The 20,940-nt window shown below is 41.6% G+C and carries 14 protein-coding genes, 3 pseudogenes and 1 riboswitch; of the genes and pseudogenes, 8 read left to right on the forward strand and 9 right to left on the reverse strand.

Annotated elements, in window-relative coordinates; all coding sequences use genetic code 11:
* Window positions 1-632 precede the first annotated feature (632 nt).
* Together P4S61_RS07125 and P4S61_RS07130 are read right to left on the reverse strand one after the other, a co-directional pair.
* Entirely contained in the window at window positions 633-1,793 is a 1,161-nt protein-coding gene (locus tag P4S61_RS07125) for an HDOD domain-containing protein (protein WP_145238027.1), read from the reverse strand.
* Between the two features lie 57 nt (window positions 1,794-1,850).
* Window positions 1,851-2,432 carry an anthranilate synthase component II gene (locus P4S61_RS07130; protein WP_337118019.1) on the reverse strand — a complete coding sequence of 194 codons (582 nt, stop codon included), beginning with the start codon at window positions 2,430-2,432 and terminating at the stop codon, window positions 1,851-1,853.
* A 268-nt stretch (window positions 2,433-2,700) separates the two neighbouring features.
* Between P4S61_RS07130 and P4S61_RS07135 the strand changes: the two genes are divergently transcribed.
* From P4S61_RS07135 to glpD, 3 genes and pseudogenes are all read left to right on the forward strand, one after another.
* Window positions 2,701-2,946: a YdcH family protein gene (locus P4S61_RS07135; protein ID WP_145238021.1), complete on the forward strand. Its 246-nt coding sequence runs from the start codon at window positions 2,701-2,703 to the stop codon at window positions 2,944-2,946.
* A 175-nt stretch (window positions 2,947-3,121) separates the two neighbouring features.
* A pseudogene (glpK, locus tag P4S61_RS07140) lies at window positions 3,122-4,623 on the forward strand (glycerol kinase GlpK).
* 47 nt (window positions 4,624-4,670) lie between these two features.
* A pseudogene (gene glpD / locus P4S61_RS07145) lies at window positions 4,671-6,165 on the forward strand (glycerol-3-phosphate dehydrogenase).
* A gap of 7 nt (window positions 6,166-6,172) precedes the next feature.
* Here the strand turns inward: glpD and P4S61_RS07150 are convergent.
* Window positions 6,173-6,571, reverse strand: a complete 399-nt coding sequence (locus P4S61_RS07150; protein WP_337118020.1) for an acyl-CoA thioesterase — start codon at window positions 6,569-6,571, stop codon at window positions 6,173-6,175.
* A 31-nt stretch (window positions 6,572-6,602) separates the two neighbouring features.
* On the opposite strand from P4S61_RS07150, the gene P4S61_RS07155 reads away from it, so the two are divergent.
* The gene (locus P4S61_RS07155) at window positions 6,603-7,307 is read left to right on the forward strand and encodes a 2OG-Fe(II) oxygenase (RefSeq protein WP_145238009.1); all 705 of its coding nucleotides are present in this window, start codon (window positions 6,603-6,605) and stop codon (window positions 7,305-7,307) included.
* A 196-nt stretch (window positions 7,308-7,503) separates the two neighbouring features.
* Here the strand turns inward: P4S61_RS07155 and P4S61_RS07160 are convergent, their stop codons facing one another.
* The 6 genes from P4S61_RS07160 to P4S61_RS07185 form a co-directional block, all read right to left on the reverse strand.
* On the reverse strand, window positions 7,504-8,736 hold the full coding sequence (locus P4S61_RS07160) for a cysteine desulfurase-like protein (RefSeq protein WP_337118021.1): 1,233 nt from the start codon (window positions 8,734-8,736) through the stop codon (window positions 7,504-7,506).
* 9 nt (window positions 8,737-8,745) lie between these two features.
* Window positions 8,746-9,378, reverse strand: a complete 633-nt coding sequence (locus P4S61_RS07165; protein ID WP_182732360.1) for a 2OG-Fe dioxygenase family protein — start codon at window positions 9,376-9,378, stop codon at window positions 8,746-8,748.
* 389 nt (window positions 9,379-9,767) lie between these two features.
* Window positions 9,768-12,365 (reverse strand): bifunctional aconitate hydratase 2/2-methylisocitrate dehydratase, encoded by a 2,598-nt coding sequence (acnB, locus tag P4S61_RS07170; RefSeq protein WP_145238000.1) that lies wholly within the window; start codon window positions 12,363-12,365, stop codon window positions 9,768-9,770.
* A gap of 277 nt (window positions 12,366-12,642) precedes the next feature.
* Window positions 12,643-13,707: an OmpA family protein gene (locus P4S61_RS07175; RefSeq protein WP_337118022.1), complete on the reverse strand. Its 1,065-nt coding sequence runs from the start codon at window positions 13,705-13,707 to the stop codon at window positions 12,643-12,645.
* Window positions 13,708-14,175: 468 nt separating this feature from the next.
* The gene (locus P4S61_RS07180; RefSeq protein WP_337118023.1) at window positions 14,176-15,591 is read right to left on the reverse strand and encodes a protein adenylyltransferase SelO; all 1,416 of its coding nucleotides are present in this window, start codon (window positions 15,589-15,591) and stop codon (window positions 14,176-14,178) included.
* 8 nt (window positions 15,592-15,599) lie between these two features.
* Window positions 15,600-16,301 carry a DNA-3-methyladenine glycosylase I gene (locus P4S61_RS07185; protein ID WP_337118024.1) on the reverse strand — a complete coding sequence of 234 codons (702 nt, stop codon included), beginning with the start codon at window positions 16,299-16,301 and terminating at the stop codon, window positions 15,600-15,602.
* A gap of 190 nt (window positions 16,302-16,491) precedes the next feature.
* Window positions 16,492-16,685: riboswitch (Lysine riboswitch) on the forward strand.
* A 132-nt stretch (window positions 16,686-16,817) separates the two neighbouring features.
* Here P4S61_RS07185 and dapA point away from each other — a divergent pair.
* The 4 genes and pseudogenes from dapA (at window position 16,818) to P4S61_RS07205 (ending at window position 20,787) form a co-directional block, all read left to right on the forward strand.
* On the forward strand, window positions 16,818-17,702 hold the full coding sequence (gene dapA, locus P4S61_RS07190) for a 4-hydroxy-tetrahydrodipicolinate synthase (protein WP_145237988.1): 885 nt from the start codon (window positions 16,818-16,820) through the stop codon (window positions 17,700-17,702).
* Between the two features lie 15 nt (window positions 17,703-17,717).
* Window positions 17,718-18,458, forward strand: a complete 741-nt coding sequence (locus P4S61_RS07195) for a 2,3,4,5-tetrahydropyridine-2,6-dicarboxylate N-succinyltransferase (RefSeq protein WP_182735693.1) — start codon at window positions 17,718-17,720, stop codon at window positions 18,456-18,458.
* Window positions 18,458-19,660: pseudogene (locus tag P4S61_RS07200) on the forward strand (PLP-dependent decarboxylase). Before P4S61_RS07195 ends, P4S61_RS07200 begins: the two are co-directional and overlap by 1 nt.
* A gap of 5 nt (window positions 19,661-19,665) precedes the next feature.
* Window positions 19,666-20,787 (forward strand): succinylglutamate desuccinylase/aspartoacylase family protein, encoded by a 1,122-nt coding sequence (locus P4S61_RS07205; RefSeq protein WP_337118027.1) that lies wholly within the window; start codon window positions 19,666-19,668, stop codon window positions 20,785-20,787.
* The last annotated feature ends 153 nt before the right edge of the window (window positions 20,788-20,940 follow it).

The raw sequence follows: 20,940 nt of genomic DNA on the forward strand, positions 1-20,940 counted from the left end.
TACCATCTCCTTTGGCGTAAATCAGCATAGCTCACATCGCCAAAAAATACTCTCTGGTTCAATTTTCAGATAATCATTATTTCAGAGTTTTTCGTTATTGTCTCTTATAAAACTTTCATGTAGCCCTTGTTATTAAAGGCTTTGAGATATAATTTCAGAGATAGTGAATAACTATCTGAATAACGAATTATGGGGTTGTTTATTCTATATCGCTGCCCCACCACCCACCAGGCAGAGCTTTGCAAGATAAAATATGGGTAAGAGTAGATATTAATGATGAATGAATAGTCGTAAAAAAATTAACAAAAAATTTATGAAATAAGGGCGTGTTGACCTTTCAGGATTAAAATTTGTTCAAATTAGGGGCGATTTAATCACGGCGCGAGATTTGTAACCTAGTGGGCTAAGTAAAAATTGAGCAAAGCTTCCGCGTCCTGCTCACGCCCCTTACTTACATCCATGTAAGTAACAAAGAGTTAATCGCCCCTAGGAAGAACCCTTCGGGCAGCGCGTGTTTGGCATTGATGCTGCGTTATCGCCTATTTATGGGGAACAACCACACTACATAGGCTCTGCCTTGCCTAAATACCAAACACACTGCTGTAAATTCAACCTCGAAAGATAAACACGCCCTAGTCAATTTTAATATGAAAGTGCTGCAAATTGGTTTTTTCAAGTTGTTCTAGTTCCTGTTTTGATAACCCAACGTAATCAAACCAGAGTGATTTTTCATCACTTTCCACCAGCTGATGTTCGCTCAAAGTAACACATTGACTATAACAACGTGCCTTTTGCATTAACATCGCTAATGGCAATAGTGAATCCCCTTTGGACACACCATTAATCAACTGCGATAACACAGCATTAAAAGGTAAATACCGAAACGCCATTTTATCAATCACCGTCGCCGTGACTTTTAGCGCATGCTGATTAAGTAAAGTACTTAAAAATAACGGATCAGGTTTTAACTCTAACAATGCGGTGTGAAGATCTTTATGTTGGTCTTCTCGGGCAAGGGTTACTTTGCGCTGCCACACTCGTTCGAATGTACGTAAATAGAGTCGAATCAAAGCTATCTTGCCAACATCGAGTAACATACCCAAAGTAAATGCATGTACTTCATTAATACCATTGAGCTTAGCCAACTCTTGCGCCGCAATCGCGCAAGCCATTGAGTTATCGCGTAGGCGACGCTTCAATAATGGAAATGGTTCGGTGCTGTGTGGCATCCAATGACGTACCGCAAAGGTAGGCACTACAAACTGTAAGTTGTCTAAACCAATATAACGCAGAGCTAAAGAGGGGTTATCAACTTTTACCGAAGTATGTTTATTGCGCTGCGCGCGATAATAAGGCAAATTCACAAAAGCAACTAACTCACGTCCTAACCAAGTTAAATCTTTAACTAATGGCTCAAGGCGCCCTACCGATGCTGATTTTACCGCAAGTATGTCTAAAATCGCGGGGACATTATCTTCAATACCAATGGTTTCATGTAGTACCGTATCAATATCGGCTAACTGCTTGTTCATGGCGGTATCAATAACTTGATGTAACTGCTGGCTGGCTTGAGCGCGGTACTTATGATGCGAAGTACTGGAGAGTTTACGTATTTTTTGCGCAGCAACTTCAACCTCAAGTAAGGTGCGCTGCTTCATCGCCTCACCATAATTTATATCTAGAGTATGAATATAGCCAATTTGACGTTGCGCAAAGCTATGTCCAAGCAACAAATCATGGGCTCGTTGCTCTAATGCCTTAGCTGTCCTTTGTTGGCGTATTTCATCTGTCATTAATAGTTATCTTTTATAAATAAATTAAGGGAAGCTACTACGTTTGTTAGCATAAGCCTAGAACCGAGTTAAAAAGTTAGCAAGTAATTCAAGTCCTCGCTGCGTTAAAATTGCCTCTGGGTGAAATTGTACCCCCTCTAACGCTAAGCTATTATGAACTAAGCCCATTATTTCATCTAACTGGCCACTTTCAGTTTCGGTCCAAGCGGTGATCTGCAACTCATCAGGAATGCTATCTTGTTCAACAACCAACGAATGATAACGGCAAACTGTTAATGGATTTGGTAAGCCGGCAAATACACCTTGATTAGCATGATAAATTGGCGAGGTTTTACCATGCATCACTTGCTTTGCCCTAACAATGTTCGCACCTAGTGCTTGTGCTATTGTTTGATGACCTAAACAAATACCTAAAATTGGAAATTGACCTTTTAATTGCTCAACAAGCTCCAAAGATATACCCGCTTCATTTGGTGAACATGGGCTGGGAGATATCACGATATGCTTAGGGTTTAACTGGGCAATTTGACTAACCGAGATCTCATCATTGCGCTTTACTAGCACCTCTTGATCTAAACGTTGAAAATACTGTACCAAATTGTAGGTAAACGAGTCGTAGTTATCGATCATTAAAAGCATGTAATAAAGCACTCAAAATAGAAATTGTTTGCAGGCAACTGCCTGCGTTCATATTCTAACTTAAGCCCGCACGAGTGTCAGTGTTTTGTATTCAGGCAAAGGGAAATTACTTTAATAACGATAATACTGAGCTTGATGTTGATTTATTTTAAATCAGCCCAAGCTCTATTGTATTGGCAAAACGCCTCAGAGCATTTAATTTGACTAAAACCCATGCGTGTTTATCTATCGAGATTAATATGTAACACGCTTTAATAAGGAGCGACCTATGTTAGGCGAAGATCATTCATTAACTAAAGATTTCCCTGAATACCAAAGCACTATCACTAAGCTCAACACTGATAATGAAGAGTTCGCGGCAAGGGCAAAGCAATACAATGCAATTGATAAAGAAATCCGTGTCCTGGAGTTACAAGATGCCCCTATTGATGATGAAGCAATGCATCAATTAAAACACGATAGAATGGCATTAAAAGATTGGCTCCATCAGCAATTAGCTGATGCTGCCAACTAATAATTATATTATATATATCTGGCGCTTATTTAAAACTAAGCGCCAGCACTGAGCCTTAACTCCCTTTCACTCATCCTATTTGCCTAAAATTACATCCATTATGGTGCAAAAGCATTGCTATTCGTTTAGCTTAGAGACAAGCTATCTTTATCTAAGTTAAATAACATTATATTTTATGTGCAAATACATACTCTCGATTGACCAAGGAACGACGAGCTCTCGCGCCATCTTATACACCAAAGATGCCGAGGTTTTTGGCACAGCCCAACAAACCTTCCCGCAGCACTTTGTGCAAAATGGTTGGGTTGAACACGATCCTGTAGATATTTGGCAAACCGTATTCGCGAGCGTTAAAAACGTATTGGCGCAGCAACGGGTAACGGCTGCCGACATTATTGCCATAGGCATTGCTAATCAACGAGAAACCACCTTAGTGTGGAGTAAAAAACCGGGCAACCTATTTACAACGCGATTGTTTGGCAAGACCGACGCACTAGCCAGTACTGTGATAGTTTGCGCGATGCTGGGCACAGTAAAATCGTCAATGATAAAACCGGCTTATTACTCGATCCGTACTTTTCTGCCACCAAAATTCGTTGGATCTTAGATAACGTCACTGGCGCTAAAGAGCAAGCACAAGCAGGTGAGCTGGCGTTTGGTACGGTAGACACCTACTTACTATGGCAATTAACCGATGGTAAAGTACACAAAACAGATGCAACCAATGCCTCTCGCACATTACTGTTTAACATTCACCAGCAATGCTGGGATGAAGACTTACTCGCCTTATTTGATATTCCAGCCTCGATGCTACCTGAAGTAATGGACTCAGCGGCTGACTTTGGTGTTACTAGCAGCGAGTTATTTGGTGGTGAAATTCCAATTAACGGCATAGCGGGTGATCAGCAAGCCGCTTTAATTGGCCAAGCTTGTTTTGAAGAAGGTATGGCAAAAAGCACCTACGGAACAGGCTGTTTTTTAATGCTTAACACCGGCGATAAAGCACTAAAGTCAAACAATCGCTTATTAACCACCATCGCATATAGACTTAACGGCAAACCTACGTATGCCATTGAAGGCAGTATTTTTATGGCAGGTGCCACCATGCAGTGGATTGTAGAGGGCTTGAAATTATTAGAAAGCGCGGGAGAAAGTGAAGCCCTCGTCAAAGGTGTTCCCTTAGATCATGGGGTATTTTTAGTGCCCTCTTTTACAGGTTTAGGCGCTCCCTATTGGGATGCCAATGCCCGAGGTGCTATTTTAGGGCTTACTCGAGATTCAGGTATTAGTACGATTGTCGCTGCAGCTTTGCAATCAGTGGGTTATCAAACTAAAGATTTACAAAAAGCGATGGAAGGGGATGGCTTGCGCCCCAGCATCTTGCGCGTTGACGGCGGTATGGCTAATAATAATTGGGCTATGGAGTTTTTAGCTAATATTTTAGGTGCGAGTGTTGAGCGCCCCACCTTAACCGAAACCACCTCGCTTGGCGTCGCCTATTTAGCAGGCCTGCAAAGTGGTGTTTATGAATCAACAGCGCAACTAGCAACTATGTGGCGATGTGACCGCCGCTTTGAGCCAACTATGAGTAGCTTTGAGCGTAACGATTTATATGCAAAATGGCTACATTGTATTGCGCAAGTGACGCTTGCTAATAATCCGCAGAATGACGGCTAATCGCGTTAATATAATCTGGCATTAACAACTAACTTTAAGGTTCACCCGTGCAGTTACTCGATAACGAATATGATTTACTTGTCATTGGCGGTGGCATTAATGGTGCTGGTATTGCAGCAGATGCAAGTGGTAGAGGCTTGAAAGTATTATTGTGTGAGCAAGACGATTTAGCCTCAGCCACCTCATCAAACAGCAGTAAGCTTATTCATGGCGGGCTGCGCTATTTAGAGCACTATCAATTTAGGTTAGTAAAAGAAGCATTGCTAGAGCGTGAAGTGTTATTAAAAAAAGCACCGCATATTATTTGGCCGCTCTCGTTTAGGCTTCCTCATCAGTCACATTTGCGGCCGCCATGGATGATCCGCCTAGGATTATTTATTTACGACCATCTAGGAAAACGAGACACGCTACCCGCTTCCAAGTCGATTATTTTCACAAAAGACAGTGTAGCTAAATGCATCAATTACACAAGGGTTTGAATATGCTGATGGCTGGGTAGATGACGCGCGTTTAGTGATCTTAAACGCCCTTGCCGCCGAACAACACGGAGCAACCATAGCAACACGTACTCGTTGTATCAAGGCACAGCGCAATATTGAACATTGGGATGTAACTCTAGCGCAACAAACGACCCAGCAGCAACTACAAATCAAAGCCAAATGCATTGTTAATGCCGCAGGCCCTTGGGTTGCTTCATTGTTTGATAATGTATTTATTCAGCCATCACCACAGCATATTCGCTTAGTCAAAGGCAGCCATATCGTGGTGCCACGTATTCATGACGAGCCATGTGCCTATATTCTCCAAAATGAAGATCAACGTATTGTTTTTGTCATTCCCTTTGAAGATGACTATTCTCTCATTGGCACTACTGATGAAGAATATACCGGCAATATTAAAGATGTAAAAATTAGCAAACAAGAAATTAGTTACTTAATCAATATTACTAATCATTACTTTAAAACTCCGATTGAAGCGACTGATATAGTACATACATTCAGTGGCGTACGGCCATTACTCGATGACCACTCAGCAGATGCTCAAGCTGTAACCCGCGATTATAAGCTGATATTAAATAATGATGATAATCAGGCTGCTTTGTTAAGTGTGTTTGGCGGAAAAATAACTACTTATCGAAAACTGGCAGAAAATGCTGTGGACAAACTCGCGCTATTTTATCCTCATATGACTGAAGCGTGGACAAAAAGCGCGCCGTTACCAGGCGGAGATTTTAGTGAAAAAGCGACGTTAATAACGCAACTACAAGTAAAATATAATTGGTTGCCTGAGTTATTATTAAATAGGCTGGTACGCTCCTATGGCACGCTAACTAATGCACTGCTAGGTAATTGCAGTGCATTGGCTGACTTAGGTTGTCATTTTGGCCATGGTCTATACGCTCAAGAAGTCGATTACCTAATTAACAACGAGTGGGCAAAAACCAGCGATGACATATTGTGGCGCAGAACAAAGCTCGGGCTATGCTTTAGGAAAGCGCAAGTCACCGCTTTAGATAACTACTTGCGCACCTTAAATTACTAACTACACATTAAGAAGCTGCAATAAAATGCTCATTTAAGGCTGCTTTTTCAATACTAGATAAAGCTTGCTTAGCTTTAGTGGCAAAGTCATAACGTACCAGCACCGTTTTACCAATGGCGCAGCATTTATCTTGCTGCCACGCCTCTTGGCGAAGCACAAATGAGCTGCTGCCAATATGCTCTACCGATGTTTTAATACTCACTTCATGCGAGTAAAACAACTCACCTACAAACGACACCTCAATCTTAGCAATAATAAGCTTCCAGTCGTGCGGGTTTAAATCGGGGGTAAAAAATTTAAAAATAGGCGCACGTGCGGCTTCAAACCAAACAGGGAGTACGGTATTGTTGATGTGTCCGAGTGCATCCGTTTCGCTAAAGCGCGGCATCACTTTTTCAGTAAACATAATAATCCAATAATAATTAAACAGGTAACTCATGACGGACTTTATCCGCGTGTATGACAACGCGCTCAGTAATGACTTTTGCGATAACTTTATCACCACCTTTTCGCAAAGCCCGCATATAAAACAAGGGATGACATCAGGCGGCATAGATCTTAATAAAAAAGATAGCCACGACTTACACTTAAACAATCATCCTGAATACGCTGAGCAATTAAAACATATTCAACAAACTACTGCACAATATGTTTTTAACTACATTGAAGAACATATTTTTATAATGATTGGGGCGTTTGGTTTAAAAGTGTACCACCCCCAAACAGGACAACCTGTTGATTTAACGCAAGCTAATTTTGACGAGGTAGGTAAACCGCAATTACCTTTATTGGTACAGCAAATTTTTCGACTCGGTAATATCCAAGCGCAAAAATACGAAGTTAACAAAGGCGGCTACCCGTATTGGCATAGTGAAGTGTACCCACAGTTACACCATAACGAAGCACTGCATCGAGTATTGTTATTTATGTTTTATTTAAACGATGTTGAAGAAGGCGGTGAAACCGAGTTTTATTATCAAAATCGTAAGATAGCTCCGAAAAAAGGCACTATGGTGATTGCCCCAGGCTACTTTACTCATACTCATCGCGGTAATAAGCCAGTATCGAATGATAAATATATTTTAACATCGTGGGTGCTATTTAACCGCGCAGAGCAAATATACGGGCAGCCACAGGCCTAAGCGGTAAGCGGTAAGCGGTAAGCGGTAAGCGGTAAGCGGTAAGCGGTAAGCGGTAAGCGGTAAGCGGTAAGCGGTAAGCGGTAAGCGGTAAGCCAAAAATCTACTCAATTCAGATTTTATGTCAAGGCTTACCAAGCGCTCTGGTCGCTTAAAACTTACAGCTTATGACTTATAGCTCTAATTATAACTTATAGCTTTAAATCAGTTCATCAAACAAATCAAATAACTTATCTAGCTCTTCGATGGTGTTGTAGTGCATACAACCAATGCGTACAACGCCGCCAGTATCCAATACACCCAATTGCTTGCATAATCCCTGAGCGTAGAAGTTACCATCCCACACACATACATGTTGCTTACCTAAAAACTCAGACACCTGACGTGGCTCAAGCCCTACAAAGGTTAAAGCAAAAGTTGGGGTATGTTCAGCTAAACGATCTAAATCATCAATACCAAATAGTTTGATCCTAGGATAGTTAACTAGTCGAGTAAGGAAGTACTCACTTAACGCCATTTCATGCTGTTTAGTTTTTGCAAAAGCAGAAGCTAATTTATCGCGGCGTGAATAGCTACCATCAAGCTCACTAATATCTGCAATGTAGTCAACAGCAGCAATTAAACCTGCGAGTGCTTCAAAGCTTTGCGTGCCGGTTTCCCAGCGCCCAGGAATAACATCTTTGGCAGGCTCGACTTTGTATGGTCTAAACTCTTCAAGGTGCTCACGCTTACCGTACACCATACCTAAATGTGGGCCGAAAAACTTATACGCAGAGCAGGCCAAAAAATCACAATCAAGTGCTTGAACATCAATCAGCTCATGTGGCGCATAATGCACAGCATCCACATACACCAAAGCACCTACCCTATGAGCCATTTCAACAATACGTTTAATGTCGTTTATAGAGCCGGTAGTGTTTGATGCATAAGTAACGGCTACTAATTTGGTTTTAGTACTCAGTAAGCTTGTAAAATGCGCTAAATCTAAGCTGCAATCAGCTTCGTTAATCAATACAGTATTAACCTTTGCGCCTTTATCTTCTGCAGCCTGCTGCCAAGAAGATACATTTGAGAAGTGATCTGCATTGGTCACGATAATCTCATCACCCGCTTGCCAATCACGAGAAATCGCACGGCTAAAGCTAAAAGTAAGGCTAGTCATATTCGCACCGAATACAATTTGATCGCGCGATGGGGAATTAAGTAAATCAGCAGCCGCTTGGCGCGCATCAGCCATTAACTCAACGGTTTTTTCACTCGAAAAAAATGCACCGCCTAAATTCGAGTTGTAATAACCTAAATAAGCCGACATTGCACTCAAAACAGGCTGTGGTACTTGTGAGCCACCCGGGCCATCTAAAAATATTGGTGACTTACCAGCTACTTGCTGCATTAGGGCCGGAAATTGGCGGCGTAATTGTGTTAAGTTCATTGCTATTCCTTAAGCTGTCAGTACGAAGCAGTCAAGATAACCCGCTTTTGTGTCATCAATTTTATTCATCGGTGTTGCGTTATGCCAAACTTCACGGTCATTAATTAATGCAAACATACCGTCTTTAATTTCCATTTTAAAACAAGGCTCAGCTTGCTTATTTTCATACACCAACAACTCACCACCTTCTAAGTTTTCGTGAGATACACCACAAATACAAACGTGATCAAAGCCATCTTGATGAATACCTTCTGGCGCAGGCGGCGTATCACTTTCAATAGCAAGCATACGAAATTGATGAATTTCAATATCACGCTGTTCGCTAATACCGGTAATGGCACGAAACTCATTGACGATACTTTTCATCCCTTCGCTTGCCAATAAACTCGGCTCTAAATTTTCGTAAGTGCGCTCAACATTACCTTGGAAAGTATTGATTGAATCATCTTGTACAAATGCTTTTGTGGCTTGTAAAACAAGTTCATCATTTTGCACTTTAATTACTGAATAGCGGCGTTTACGAAACGCACCGTCGGCATACGGGTTAGCCGGAAGATTAGCAAACGATGGCTTAACAGCCTCAATATGAGCTTGGTTTACAAAGCGAAGTTGTAATAGGTTCTGGTTGTTTAATGCTGTCATAAAAATCTCGCCTAAAAATAAGAGGATTAACTCATAAATAATGAAGGGATTTTAATGCAAATAGAGGGGATTTTTTGCGTCTTTACTTGATTAAAGTAAGGTTAAAGTAGAATTTTAAGATCTAAAACATCATCATAATGAAATTTTAATCTAACAACAAAATGACCAATGGAATTTCTATTTATAAACATCAATAACAAAAACACTTAAAGAGTCCAACTAACCTCATATTTATTTTTCAATCTTCAACTACAAGTTCAACTTAGTCGCAGGCTGGTAAGGTAGGTTGTAGCGCCACATTCTTAATGTTCAACTAAATACGAATAATATTTCAGCATCCCTAATATAAAAGCCTGCTAAGCAGGCTGTCATATACAAACGAGTTAAAATTAAACAGCTTGTTGAATAATCACGTTGTCTGCTTTTTTAGTGTAAGCTGGCATGCGATGGAAGTTCAAGTAACGGTATGTATCTGATGCTGTTGCATTGATCTTCGCAGCATATTCTTGATACTCAGCAGATGTTGGTAATCTACCTAAAATTGCAGCGATTGCAGCAAGTTCAGATGAAGCTAAAAATACGTTTGCGCCATTACCTAAACGGTTCGGGAAGTTACGTGTAGAGGTAGACACAACTGTTGCTTGATCTGCAACACGTGCTTGGTTACCCATACATAGTGAACAACCTGGAGTTTCGATACGTGCGCCAACACGACCAAAAATACCGTAATAACCTTCTTCTGTAAGTTGGTCTTTATCCATCTTAGTTGGTGGAGCAACCCAAAGCTGAGTCGGTAATTGACCTTTAAAGCCATCAAGCAACTTACCAGCAGCACGGAAGTGACCAATGTTAGTCATACAAGAGCCGATGAATACTTCATCAATTTTCTCGCCTGCAACATCAGAAAGGAGACGCGCATCATCTGGATCATTTGGTGCACAAAGAACTGGCTCTTTAATTTCAGCTAAATCGATATCAACTATATGAGCGTACTCAGCGTCTTTATCAGCTTCCATAAGTTCTGGGTTAGCTAACCACTCTTGCATTGCCGTAACACGACGTTCAATCGTACGTACATCACCGTAACCTTCAGAGATCATCCACTTCAGCATAACAATGTTTGATTCTAGATATTCAGAAATAGATTCTTTAGATAACTTAACAGTACAACCTGCCGCCGAACGCTCTGCAGATGCATCAGATAATTCAAATGCTTGCTCAACAGTTAGGTGCTCAACGCCTTCAATTTCTAGTACTCGACCAGAAAATTCGTTAATTTTTCCTTTTTTCTCAACGGTTAATAAGCCTTGCTTAATACCGTAGTAAGGGATTGCATGTACTAGGTCACGTAATGTGATACCAGGCTGCATTTCGCCTTTAAAACGGACTAAAATTGATTCAGGCATATCAAGTGGCATTACACCAGTTGCTGCTGCGAATGCTACTGCACCCGACCCCGCTGGGAATGAAATGCCTAATGGGAAACGTGTATGTGAATCACCACCAGTACCGACGGTATCTGGTAATAACATACGGTTTAACCATGAGTGGATAATACCGTCACCTGGGCGAAGTGAAACACCGCCACGGTTCATGATGAAATCAGGAAGCGTATGGTGAGTATTTACATCAATAGGTTTAGGGTAAGCTGATGTATGACAGAAAGACTGCATTGTTAAATCTGCAGAGAAACCTAAACAGGCTAAATCTTTAAGTTCATCACGCGTCATAGGACCGGTTGTATCTTGCGAACCAACAGTAGTCATTTTAGGCTCACAGTATTGACCAGGGCGAATACCTGCAACGTTACATGCTTTACCAACCATTTTTTGCGCTAGTGTGAAGCCTTTATCAGAAACTTCTGTTGCTGTTGGTACTTTAAATACATCAGTTGCACCCAAGCCAAGAGATGTACGCGCTTTGTCAGTTAAACCACGACCAATGATTAGTGGGATACGACCACCAGCACGAACTTCATCTAAAATTACCTCAGATTTAAGTTCAAAAGTAGAAATAATTTCATCAGTACCGTGACGCTTAACAACACCTTCGTAAGGGAAGATATCGATTTGCTCACCCATGTTAAGTTCATCAACATTTAATTCGATTGGTAATGCGCCTGAATCTTCCATTGTGTTGAAGAAGATTGGCGCAATTTTATTACCTAAACATACACCGCCAACACGCTTGTTTGGTACAAACGGGATATCATCGCCCATAAACCAAAGTACAGAGTTAGTTGCTGACTTACGAGAAGAGCCAGTACCAACAACATCACCTACGTAGGCAAGTGGTAAGCCTTTCGTTTTTAATTCTTCAAGTTGTGTAATTGGGCCAACTTCACCAGCTTTATCAGGTGTAATACCGTCACGCTCAATTTTTAGCATTGCTAAAGCATGCAATGGAATATCAGGACGTGACCATGCGTCTGGCGCTGGTGATAAATCATCAGTATTTGTTTCGCCAGTTACTTTGAATACCGTAACTGAGATTTTTTCAGCAACCGCAGGTTTATTGGTAAACCATTCTGCAGCAGCCCAAGATTCAATAATTTGCTTAGCGTATTCATTACCCGCTTTTGCTTTTTCTTCAACGTCATAAAATGCATCAAACATTAATAACGTATTTGCAAGACCTTTAACAACGATTGGCGCAAGCGATTCTTCGTCAAGTAGCTCAATCATGGGGGCGATGTTGTAACCGCCAAGCATTGTGCCTAATAGCTCAGCTGCTTTTTCTTTTGAAATTAGTGGTGAAGTTGCCTCACCTTTAGCAACTGCGGCTAAAAAACCAGCTTTGATGTAAGCTGCGTCATCCACACCTGGCGGCACGCGATTTACTAATAAGTCTAAAATAAACTCTTCTTCACCTGCAGGTGGTGTTTTAACTAGCTCGATAAGATCAGCCGTTTGCTGAGCATCCAATGGCGCTGGTACGATACCTAACGCGGCACGTTCTTCTACGTGTTTACGATAATCTTCTAGCACAATATTGCCCTCTTGGTGACGTGAAAGTATTCAGTAATACGCGTTCTCGCGAAAAATTACTCAATACTTATAGTATTCTGACGATTAATTATAAAGCTTTTAAATATAGATGAAAGTCCATGCAATCAAGCAAAATTTTATACTCACTATAAATACTATGAATAGTCAAAAAGGAAAACACCATTCACATGAATGTTAATTAACTGCGAATCATTACTATTTTATTAGGCATAAAAAAACCCAGCATATTGCCGGGTTTTTAATAAATCAAATGCTATTAACGCTCAACTTTCACGCGTTCAATTGACTTAATGTGTGCTTCTACACGACGGTTTTCCGCGTGTGCAGCAGGTGTGTTGTCTGTATTTTTAAGACGCTCTTCGCCTAGACCAACAGTAGTAATACGATCTTCAGCAATGCCATCAGCAATTAGCTTAGCAGCAACTGCATCAGCACGCTTTTTAGATAACCACTTGTTGTAATCTGCTTTACCAACAGCAGAAGAATGACCTTCAAGTAATACTGTTGTATCTGTGTGCTCTTTTAAGAAGCTAGCAACTTTTTCAATACCGCTGTCATATTTGCCAGCAACAACCGACGCATTGTTAGGGAATGTTACTAACAAGCTCTTAGTTACTTCACGGTCTTCATATAGAGTACAACCTGTTCCATCAACAGCATCTGTCATTGGTGTGTTTGCACATTGGTCATCTGCATCAGGGATGTTATCACCATCGCTATCTACTGTGGCAACTGCTACAGGTACTACTGTAGCTGGAGCTGGAGCAGCTTTAACTGGCTCAGCTGCTGAACTTTGCTTACCAAATAAATAGCTAAGGCCAAGTTTAGCACCTACATCTGTGTAACCACGGTCAAGGCCTTGGTAAATAGATGTTTCAGCATTAAATGCGAAATTATCAGTGAAATAATGTTGGTAACCAGCACCCACATTAGCAAAAGTTAGGTTTTCTGTAATATCGATTTGTTTAAGACCGAAAATACCATAGAAAGGGCCGCCGTTGATGTGATAAAGACCATCAATACCTAAACGATCGCCGTCCATGCTTGTTGCGTTCATAGCAGGATTTACATTTGAAATGTCAAAATCCATATCAGCATATTCTAAGCGCGCGCTCCAGTAATCGTTAAAACGATAACCAATTTCCGCACCCCAACCAGTTGAATCATCAACGTTAGTACCTGCGCTACCACGGACATTTTCCCATGAAGCATCGTAATAATCGCCAAAAGCACCGATAAAGAAACCTTCTTTTTCAGCCGCGAAGCTTGAAGCGCTAGTTGCAGCTAGTGCTAAAGCAATAGTAAGTGATTTTAATTTCATTGTTTCCTTCCCATTTTCACAATTAAAATTGTAGCTAAGAAACCCTAGCTCAATAAGTTTGATTACAGAGTACCGTATCTTTTAGTTAATCATTACTTAACAAAAACGTTTAAATGCATATATTTTGCAATTTAAATATTTATTAGAATAAAGCGCTCTACATTATAGTTCAGATAAAAGACTTTACCTAACTTACACATACATCGATTGTCAGCATTGTAATTGCTATCACTACTATTTCAGAAACAACGTTTCCAATATATTTGGCTTTAAAAATTTAAATGCTGAAGTTAATGGATGCATTATATTGGTTAATTTTAAATCAACAAGTAGCTAAGCATATTTATTTCTTATAATTATTAATAAATAACAGCTTTTAACTAAAGATCTGGATGAATAAGTAGCATCAATTCGTTCGTATCCGTTCAATTTACGAACAGCGACAAATAACAATAATTGATGCTGTTATTATGTACCACAAAATGTTTGGTAATTAGTGTCCATATCGACAGGCGGTGAGTACCAAAATGCAGGGCTTGCCAACAATTGGTAAGGCGACCTCAAGGCTGTTAAATATTCATCTAACATGCTGCTTTCACCAGTACTTTCATACTGCTGTATTATGCTTTCAACGATATGATTACGCGGGATCAAGCGTGGGTTGGCTTGGCGCATCAGCTGATAGCTTTGCGTATTTGTTCTGGCTAACCACTTAATAGACCAACCAGCCAAGTCACTCGGAATAGCAGTCTGACCTTGCAGTGATTCTGTTAAGGAGTCAAAAGTATTGGTGTAATCAAGCTGATGAGTTTTCAGTAAAGTTAATAACTCGGATACTAATTCAGCATCACCATCTTGATGACCATCAAAGCCCAACTTTTTCGCCCACATCTGTGTAAAAGCTTGATGAAACTGCTCAGCAAAACCATTTATTAATGGGCTTAGTAGCTCAACAGCCTGCTCTTCGTCATCGCTAATTAAAGGAATTAAACTTTCAGCTAAACGTGCACAATTCCAATTAGCAATATTAGGTTGATTGCCAAAAGCATAGCGGCCTTGGCGATCAATAGAACTAAATACAGTATCAAAATCAAACTGATTCATCATTGCACAAGGGCCATAATCGATGGTCTCACCACTGACGAGCGTATTATCAGTATTCATTACTCCATGAATAAAACCAACGCGCATCCAGCTAACAATCAGGCTAACTTGCTTTTCAATCACCGCAGTTAAAAATGCCAAATAACGCGCAGAGCCCGTAGACTTTATCTCAGGATAATGACGCTCAATAGCTAAATCAGCTAAAGTTTTTAAACCAGTAACATCACCTTGCGCAGCTAAATACTGAAACGAACCGACACGTATATGACTACTAGCAACGCGGGTAACAATGGCTCCTTGTTGTGGTGGTTGACGGTAAACTGTTTCACCACTGGCAACAACTGCCAAACAACGTGTCGTCGGTATGCCAAGCCCGTGCATTGCCTCACTCATTATATATTCACGTACCGCAGGACCGATTGCGCAACGGCCATCACCTCCACGTGAAAATGGCGTAGCACCAGAACCTTTGAGTTGAATGTCCCAAAGCTGTTGCTGCTGATCAGTGACAGCCCCTAATAAATGTGCTCGCCCATCACCTAAACGCGGTGAAAAATGTCCAAATTGATGCCCTGAGTAACCTAATGCCACAGCAGCAACATCGCTGTTATTAAGATTACCAGAAAAAATTACCGCACGTTCTGATGTGGCAACCTCAATATTAAGCTGCCTAGCTAACTTATCGTTCCACAGCAGTAAGTTTGGAGCAATAACAGCACTTGGCTGATCAGCCACAGCAAAATCATCAGCAATCTGGGTGTAACGAGCAACTAATTTCATAGTATTCCTTAGGCTTGGGTTGTTTGTATGCCAACGCGATTATCGCCCACGCTGTATGCAACTAACAAACTGAGCTCTTGAAGGCTTAATCCGCTTTGTTGCTGCAATTCATTAAAAAAATGTTGAGCGCTGGTAAGTGACTTTTTAGTGTGTAAACCGCCATCAATTATCTTATGAGCACGGAGATAACTTTCTACATCACGCGAGAATAAAAAAGTGTCTTTCCCTAAGGTTCGCAATGCATAAGGGCCGGTGTTACCACCTAAACGCGCACCATGCTTTTTTAAATACCCCCACAAACCAATAATATCGTCGCTCGGCCAATCTGCAATAAACTGACTAAAACTGCCATGTTCACTTGCCACTTCATGGATCATATACGCATTTTCTGGGATCGTTTGCACTTTTTTAAAGTTACGAACGATTCGCTCATCGGTGGCTTTTTGCTCAAGCATATCTGGCGGCATCATTAATAATTTAGCCACACTAAAATCCCAAAATACTTCCCGAAAACCTGGCCATTTATTGTTGATCACTGACCAATAAAAACCACTTTGAAAAATTTTGCGGGTAAACTCTTCAAGCCATGCATCATCAGGTAAAGCAGTTAATTGCTTTGCATTTTGAGGAGCAACAAGTAAGTGCTGTAACATTACTTCGCTACCTTTTCGCTGTGCCGCTCGTTGATATATATCTTGAAATTTTTCCATTACTCACTACCACTGCTTGTTATTACGCTTACTGTAACGCTATTTACGTTGTAAAAAAATGTCAGGAGCACATTGCAGCTAAAAATAAACTTAAAAATATCCAGCCTTGACACCTAGACGGCTAAAATGCTTTAATCTTCCGTATTACCCCTATTAAAGGTGTGAGTTTTAAACGATAAAACTTGCACCATGGGCTAGAAGAGGTGCGTTATTCAGGTAACGTATGTGAGGAGCACACACTCCAGTGATCATACGTGAGGGGAATTAACGCCGAGAAGTAACACTTTTTGTGAAGTTTTACTTCGGGCGACTGGGTTGAATCCCAGCGACTGTCACCAATAACAGCTTGGCTGTTAAAATATTTGGTGGAGAGCTTCTGGTCTTAGCGTAATAAGGCCATAGCGCCCTATTATATTAAGCCCATTCGCTCTTCGAATTATTAGTTCGAACGACGTTAATGTGGCTCCAATCATAAAAGCTTATTAACTCCTCGAATCACTTATAAGTTCGTGAGAGATGATCAATAACTTCAATTTAAATGACTACCCTTTGTGGACGGCACTCGTCACGCCATTTACTGACGCTGGTGAAGTCGACTATGCCACTCTTGATCAGTTAGTTGCACAGCAGCAAGTGGCTAACAATGGTATTTTATTACTTGGTAGCACTGGCGAAGGCCTCGCACTAACACTCAAAGAGCAACAAGCGATTGTTGAACACGTGTGCCAATTAACGCCAACAGTACCACTGATGGTTGCAGTAGGCGGTATAAACCTAAAGCAACAAATTGCCTGGGTTGAATACTGTAATCAGTTACCCATTCATAGCTATTTACTGGGCACTCCCCTATACGCTAAGCCTGGCGTAGTAGGCCAAACACATTGGTTTGAAAGCTTACTTAATACCAGTAAACATCCTTGCATGCTTTATAACGTACCAGGGCGCAGTGCTGTTGATATTCCATCGGCCGTAATTAGCAACTTAAAAGACCATAAAAACTTGTGGGCACTCAAAGAAGCCAGTGGCGACATTGCTAAATTTGAAGGTTTTAGAAAAGTCGCACCTAATTTAGCTATTTTTAGCGGTGACGATGCACTGATGCCTTACTTTGCCCAGGCTGGCGCAAAAGGTTTAGTCTCTGTGGCTGCTAATGCATGGCCTGTGCAAACCCATGAGTTTGTAAAACGAAGTCTCAGCGGTCAACACCCCAATTTATTTGCCGACTGGTCACAAGCCATTCAAAGCTTGTTTGCTGTCGCAAACCCTATCCCCGTCAAAGTATTGATGCATTTACAAGGGCGAATTAACAGCCCGTACTTACGTCCACCTTTGACGCATCTTGAGTTAACGCAAACTGATTGTATTAACAACGCAAACAACACCATTTTATCTTGGCATTAAATACAGGTTTTTATAATGAGCTGGTTAGAACTACTAAATAATTTAGAATCGGGCGCAGTGCGCGCAGCAACACAAGACGACAACGGCCAATGGCATGCTAACGTTGCAGTAAAACAAGGTATTTTAGAAGCGTTTAAAAATGGCACTAATACCGAATTTCCAGGTGGCTTTGTTGATAAACACAATTTAGCACCACAAGGTTTTGCAGCCGATGCTGGAGTGCGTATGGTACCTGGTGGCTCAAGCGTTCGCCGTGGCGCACACGTTGCTAAGGGCACGATTATTATGCCACCAGCATATGTAAACATTGGTGCGTTTATCGACGAAGGCACTATGGTTGATAGCCACGCGTTAGTGGGGTCGTGTGCGCAAGTAGGTAAAAATGTACATTTAAGCGCTGCAGTACAACTAGGCGGTGTACTTGAACCTATTGGTGCAAGCCCGGTGGTGGTAGAAGACGATGCATTCATCGGTGCAGGTTGCGTGATTGTTGAAGGCGTAGTAGTGAAAAAAGGCGCGGTGCTCGCACCAGGTGTACGCTTATCAGCAACTATTCCAGTTTATGACTGTGTTAATGAGCGCCAGCTGGCTAAAGGCGAGCCTATTCCTGAATACGCAATTGTTATTCCAGGCTCTCGTCCAGCTTCTAATACTTGGGCCCGCGAGCAAGGATTAAGTATGTCGTGTGCATTAATTGTAAAATACCGTGATGAACAAAGTGATGCATCATTGCTGCTTGAAGAGGTTTTACGTTAATGAGCTTTTTGAGCACGCCAGTTAAAACCGCCATTGATGAGCTATCAACTACGCTTGATACACCCTTTTTATTTACGACCTTGATACATTAAACGCACACTTAACGCGATTAGTGGCGCAAACTGAGGTAAAACTGTGGTATGCCGTAAAAGCTAATCCATTATCTAAAGTCATTCAAAGCTTAGATAACGTGGGTTTTAACTTTGATGTAGCAAGTAAAGGCGAACTTGAGCAAGTTCTGGCACAAGGTATTAACAGCGAGCGCGTGCTCAATACAGGGCCTGCCAAAAGCCCAAAACAAATTAAACACTTTATTGCGCGCGGCGTACGTACCTTTGTTGCCGAAAGCCTTAATCAAGTACGCTGGCTTAACGAGCAAGCAAGCTTACAAAACTGTCAGTTACAGGTATTACTGCGAGTGCAATTACGCTGGCCTGAAGGGGAAAAAACCCACTTGGTGGTGATAGCCTTACTCCATTTGGTTTAGGTTGCGATGAATGGCAAGCGCTAAATACTAGCGACTACCCAGCGCTTAGCTTTGATGGCCTGCATATTTTTCAATGGGGCAACATGCTCAGCAGCGACAAGCTAGCTGAACTTTGGTCACAAATGATTGCACCGCTAACAAAGCTTGCCAACGACTTAGGTATTCACTTAAAAGTACTCGACTTAGGCGGTGGTTTAGGTATTCCTTACACTCTTGATGCACCAACCTTAAGTTGGGATGCGCTCATTGATGCATTAGCTGACATTAAGAATGCCGCAGGCGTACAAGAACTCTGGATGGAGCTTGGCCGTTATGCTGTGGGCGAATGCGGTCATTACGCAACACCTGTCGTTGAGCGAAAACTTAACTATGCCCAACAACAAGTGATCTTAAGCGGCGGTATTAATCATTTATTGCGCCCTGCAGTCACCAGCCAAGATTTCCGGCACGATTATTACGAGACTCAACTGCTGCATACCAAACTATGAGCTTATATGGGCCATTATGTACAGCACTTGATTGCTTAGGTGAACACCAATTACCTAGTGATTTAAATGAGCAAGACTGGCTGGTGTTTAGCCAATGTGGCGCGTACGGCTTTACCGAAAGTATGCCGTATTTTTTATGTCATGAGCTAGCCGCTGAATACACATTACAAAATGGCGAGCTTAACTGTATTCGCACAGCTGAAGATGCCAGCTACTACTTAAGGTAATTGAGATGAGTACGACTAAAGCTATAAGCCAAGAAAACATAGTAGTTGGTGAAGTTGCCAACGGCCTACCGCTCACAATTCCTGTCTATCGTTTAAAAGGCGATGGCACTGGGCCAAGTGTGTATGTGCAAGCTAATATGCACGGTGCAGAAGTACAAGGCAATGCGGTTATTTACCAATTACTTGAGCAGCTTAAGCATCTTGAACTCAAAGGCGATATCACCCTGGTGCCTTACGCGAACCCAATTGGTTGCAATCAAAAATCGGGCGAATTCACCCTTGGTCGTTTTGATCCAATCACCGGCACCAACTGGAACCGCATGTATCACTGCAATAGTAAGCTCGCGAGCCAATTTGCTGAGCAATATAGTGATGCCGATGAGCAAACCTTAAAAAGTGCGTTTAAAGCCGCACTGATTGATGAAGTAGACCAACAACTAAGCGGTCCAGCTTATCGCCTAACTACAGGCAAACGCATTGCACTTAACTTGCAAAAGTTGGCACACCAAGCTGATATCGTGCTCGACTTACACACAGGCCCCATTTCGAGTCAGCATTTATATTGCCCAGATTATGCCAAGGCCAGTGCCAACTACTTTAATATTCCTCATGTATTAATCATCCCTAATGATTTTGCAGGAGCAATGGATGAAGCAAGTTTTTGCCCATGGTGGCAATTAACCGAGGCATTAGCTCAACAAGGGCGTGAATTTAATGTTCAAGTTGAAGCTTTTACGGTCGAACTCGGCAGCCAAGAAAAAATCGATTTAACTGCGGCCCTTGATGATGCTAATAGTATTTTAAGTTACCTAAATCATAAGCAGGTATTCGTTGATGCCCCCTATCAGCCAAAAGTAATGAAGCGCTACGGCTGTGATTTAAATGATTACCTTGCTTACTATGCACCTATGGGCGGCATGGTTGAGTATATAGCGCCACTTGGCGGCCATATCAAAGCTGGCGAGCCGATTGCTAGAGTATTGCGAATGGAGCGCTACCTCGCAGAGCAACCATTACAAACCCTAACCCTTGATTGTGACGCCATCGCGATTTTGCATTTTGCTTCAGCAAGCGTAAACCAAGGCACCGAACTATATAAATTCTTTACTAACGTATTTGAGCTTTAATTTTTATATCAAGCTCACCCCTTCTCATTGCGTGAGAGCACGATTATCCAATTGGAAAAAGTGCATCGAACAAGCGGCTTCGGCCGCTTTTTCTTTGTATTTATGATCGAAAAGCGCCACAATCACGTAAGTTCAGTAACAATTCACTGATAT

Origin of the sequence: Pseudoalteromonas sp. B160 (assembly GCF_037162485.1) — a bacterium.
GTDB classification, from domain to species: domain Bacteria; phylum Pseudomonadota; class Gammaproteobacteria; order Enterobacterales; family Alteromonadaceae; genus Pseudoalteromonas; species Pseudoalteromonas rhizosphaerae.

What these genes read in the sequence shown, in the direction of transcription:
- P4S61_RS07150 (WP_337118020.1), bottom strand. Translation starts at nt 6,571, where the DNA reads ATGTTTACTGAAAAAGTGATGCCGCGCTTTAGCGAAACGGATGCACTC.
- P4S61_RS07155 (WP_145238009.1), top strand. Translation starts at nt 6,603, where the DNA reads ATGACGGACTTTATCCGCGTGTATGACAACGCGCTCAGTAATGACTTT.
- P4S61_RS07205 (WP_337118027.1), top strand. Translation starts at nt 19,666, where the DNA reads ATGAGTACGACTAAAGCTATAAGCCAAGAAAACATAGTAGTTGGTGAA.
- P4S61_RS07165 (WP_182732360.1), bottom strand. Translation starts at nt 9,378, where the DNA reads ATGACAGCATTAAACAACCAGAACCTATTACAACTTCGCTTTGTAAAC.
- P4S61_RS07180 (WP_337118023.1), bottom strand. Translation starts at nt 15,591, where the DNA reads ATGAAATTAGTTGCTCGTTACACCCAGATTGCTGATGATTTTGCTGTG.
- P4S61_RS07175 (WP_337118022.1), bottom strand. Translation starts at nt 13,707, where the DNA reads ATGAAATTAAAATCACTTACTATTGCTTTAGCACTAGCTGCAACTAGC.
- dapA (WP_145237988.1), top strand. Translation starts at nt 16,818, where the DNA reads ATGATCAATAACTTCAATTTAAATGACTACCCTTTGTGGACGGCACTC.
- P4S61_RS07160 (WP_337118021.1), bottom strand. Translation starts at nt 8,736, where the DNA reads ATGAACTTAACACAATTACGCCGCCAATTTCCGGCCCTAATGCAGCAA.
- P4S61_RS07135 (WP_145238021.1), top strand. Translation starts at nt 2,701, where the DNA reads ATGTTAGGCGAAGATCATTCATTAACTAAAGATTTCCCTGAATACCAA.
- P4S61_RS07125 (WP_145238027.1), bottom strand. Translation starts at nt 1,793, where the DNA reads ATGACAGATGAAATACGCCAACAAAGGACAGCTAAGGCATTAGAGCAA.
- P4S61_RS07185 (WP_337118024.1), bottom strand. Translation starts at nt 16,301, where the DNA reads ATGGAAAAATTTCAAGATATATATCAACGAGCGGCACAGCGAAAAGGT.
- P4S61_RS07130 (WP_337118019.1), bottom strand. Translation starts at nt 2,432, where the DNA reads ATGCTTTTAATGATCGATAACTACGACTCGTTTACCTACAATTTGGTA.
- P4S61_RS07195 (WP_182735693.1), top strand. Translation starts at nt 17,718, where the DNA reads ATGAGCTGGTTAGAACTACTAAATAATTTAGAATCGGGCGCAGTGCGC.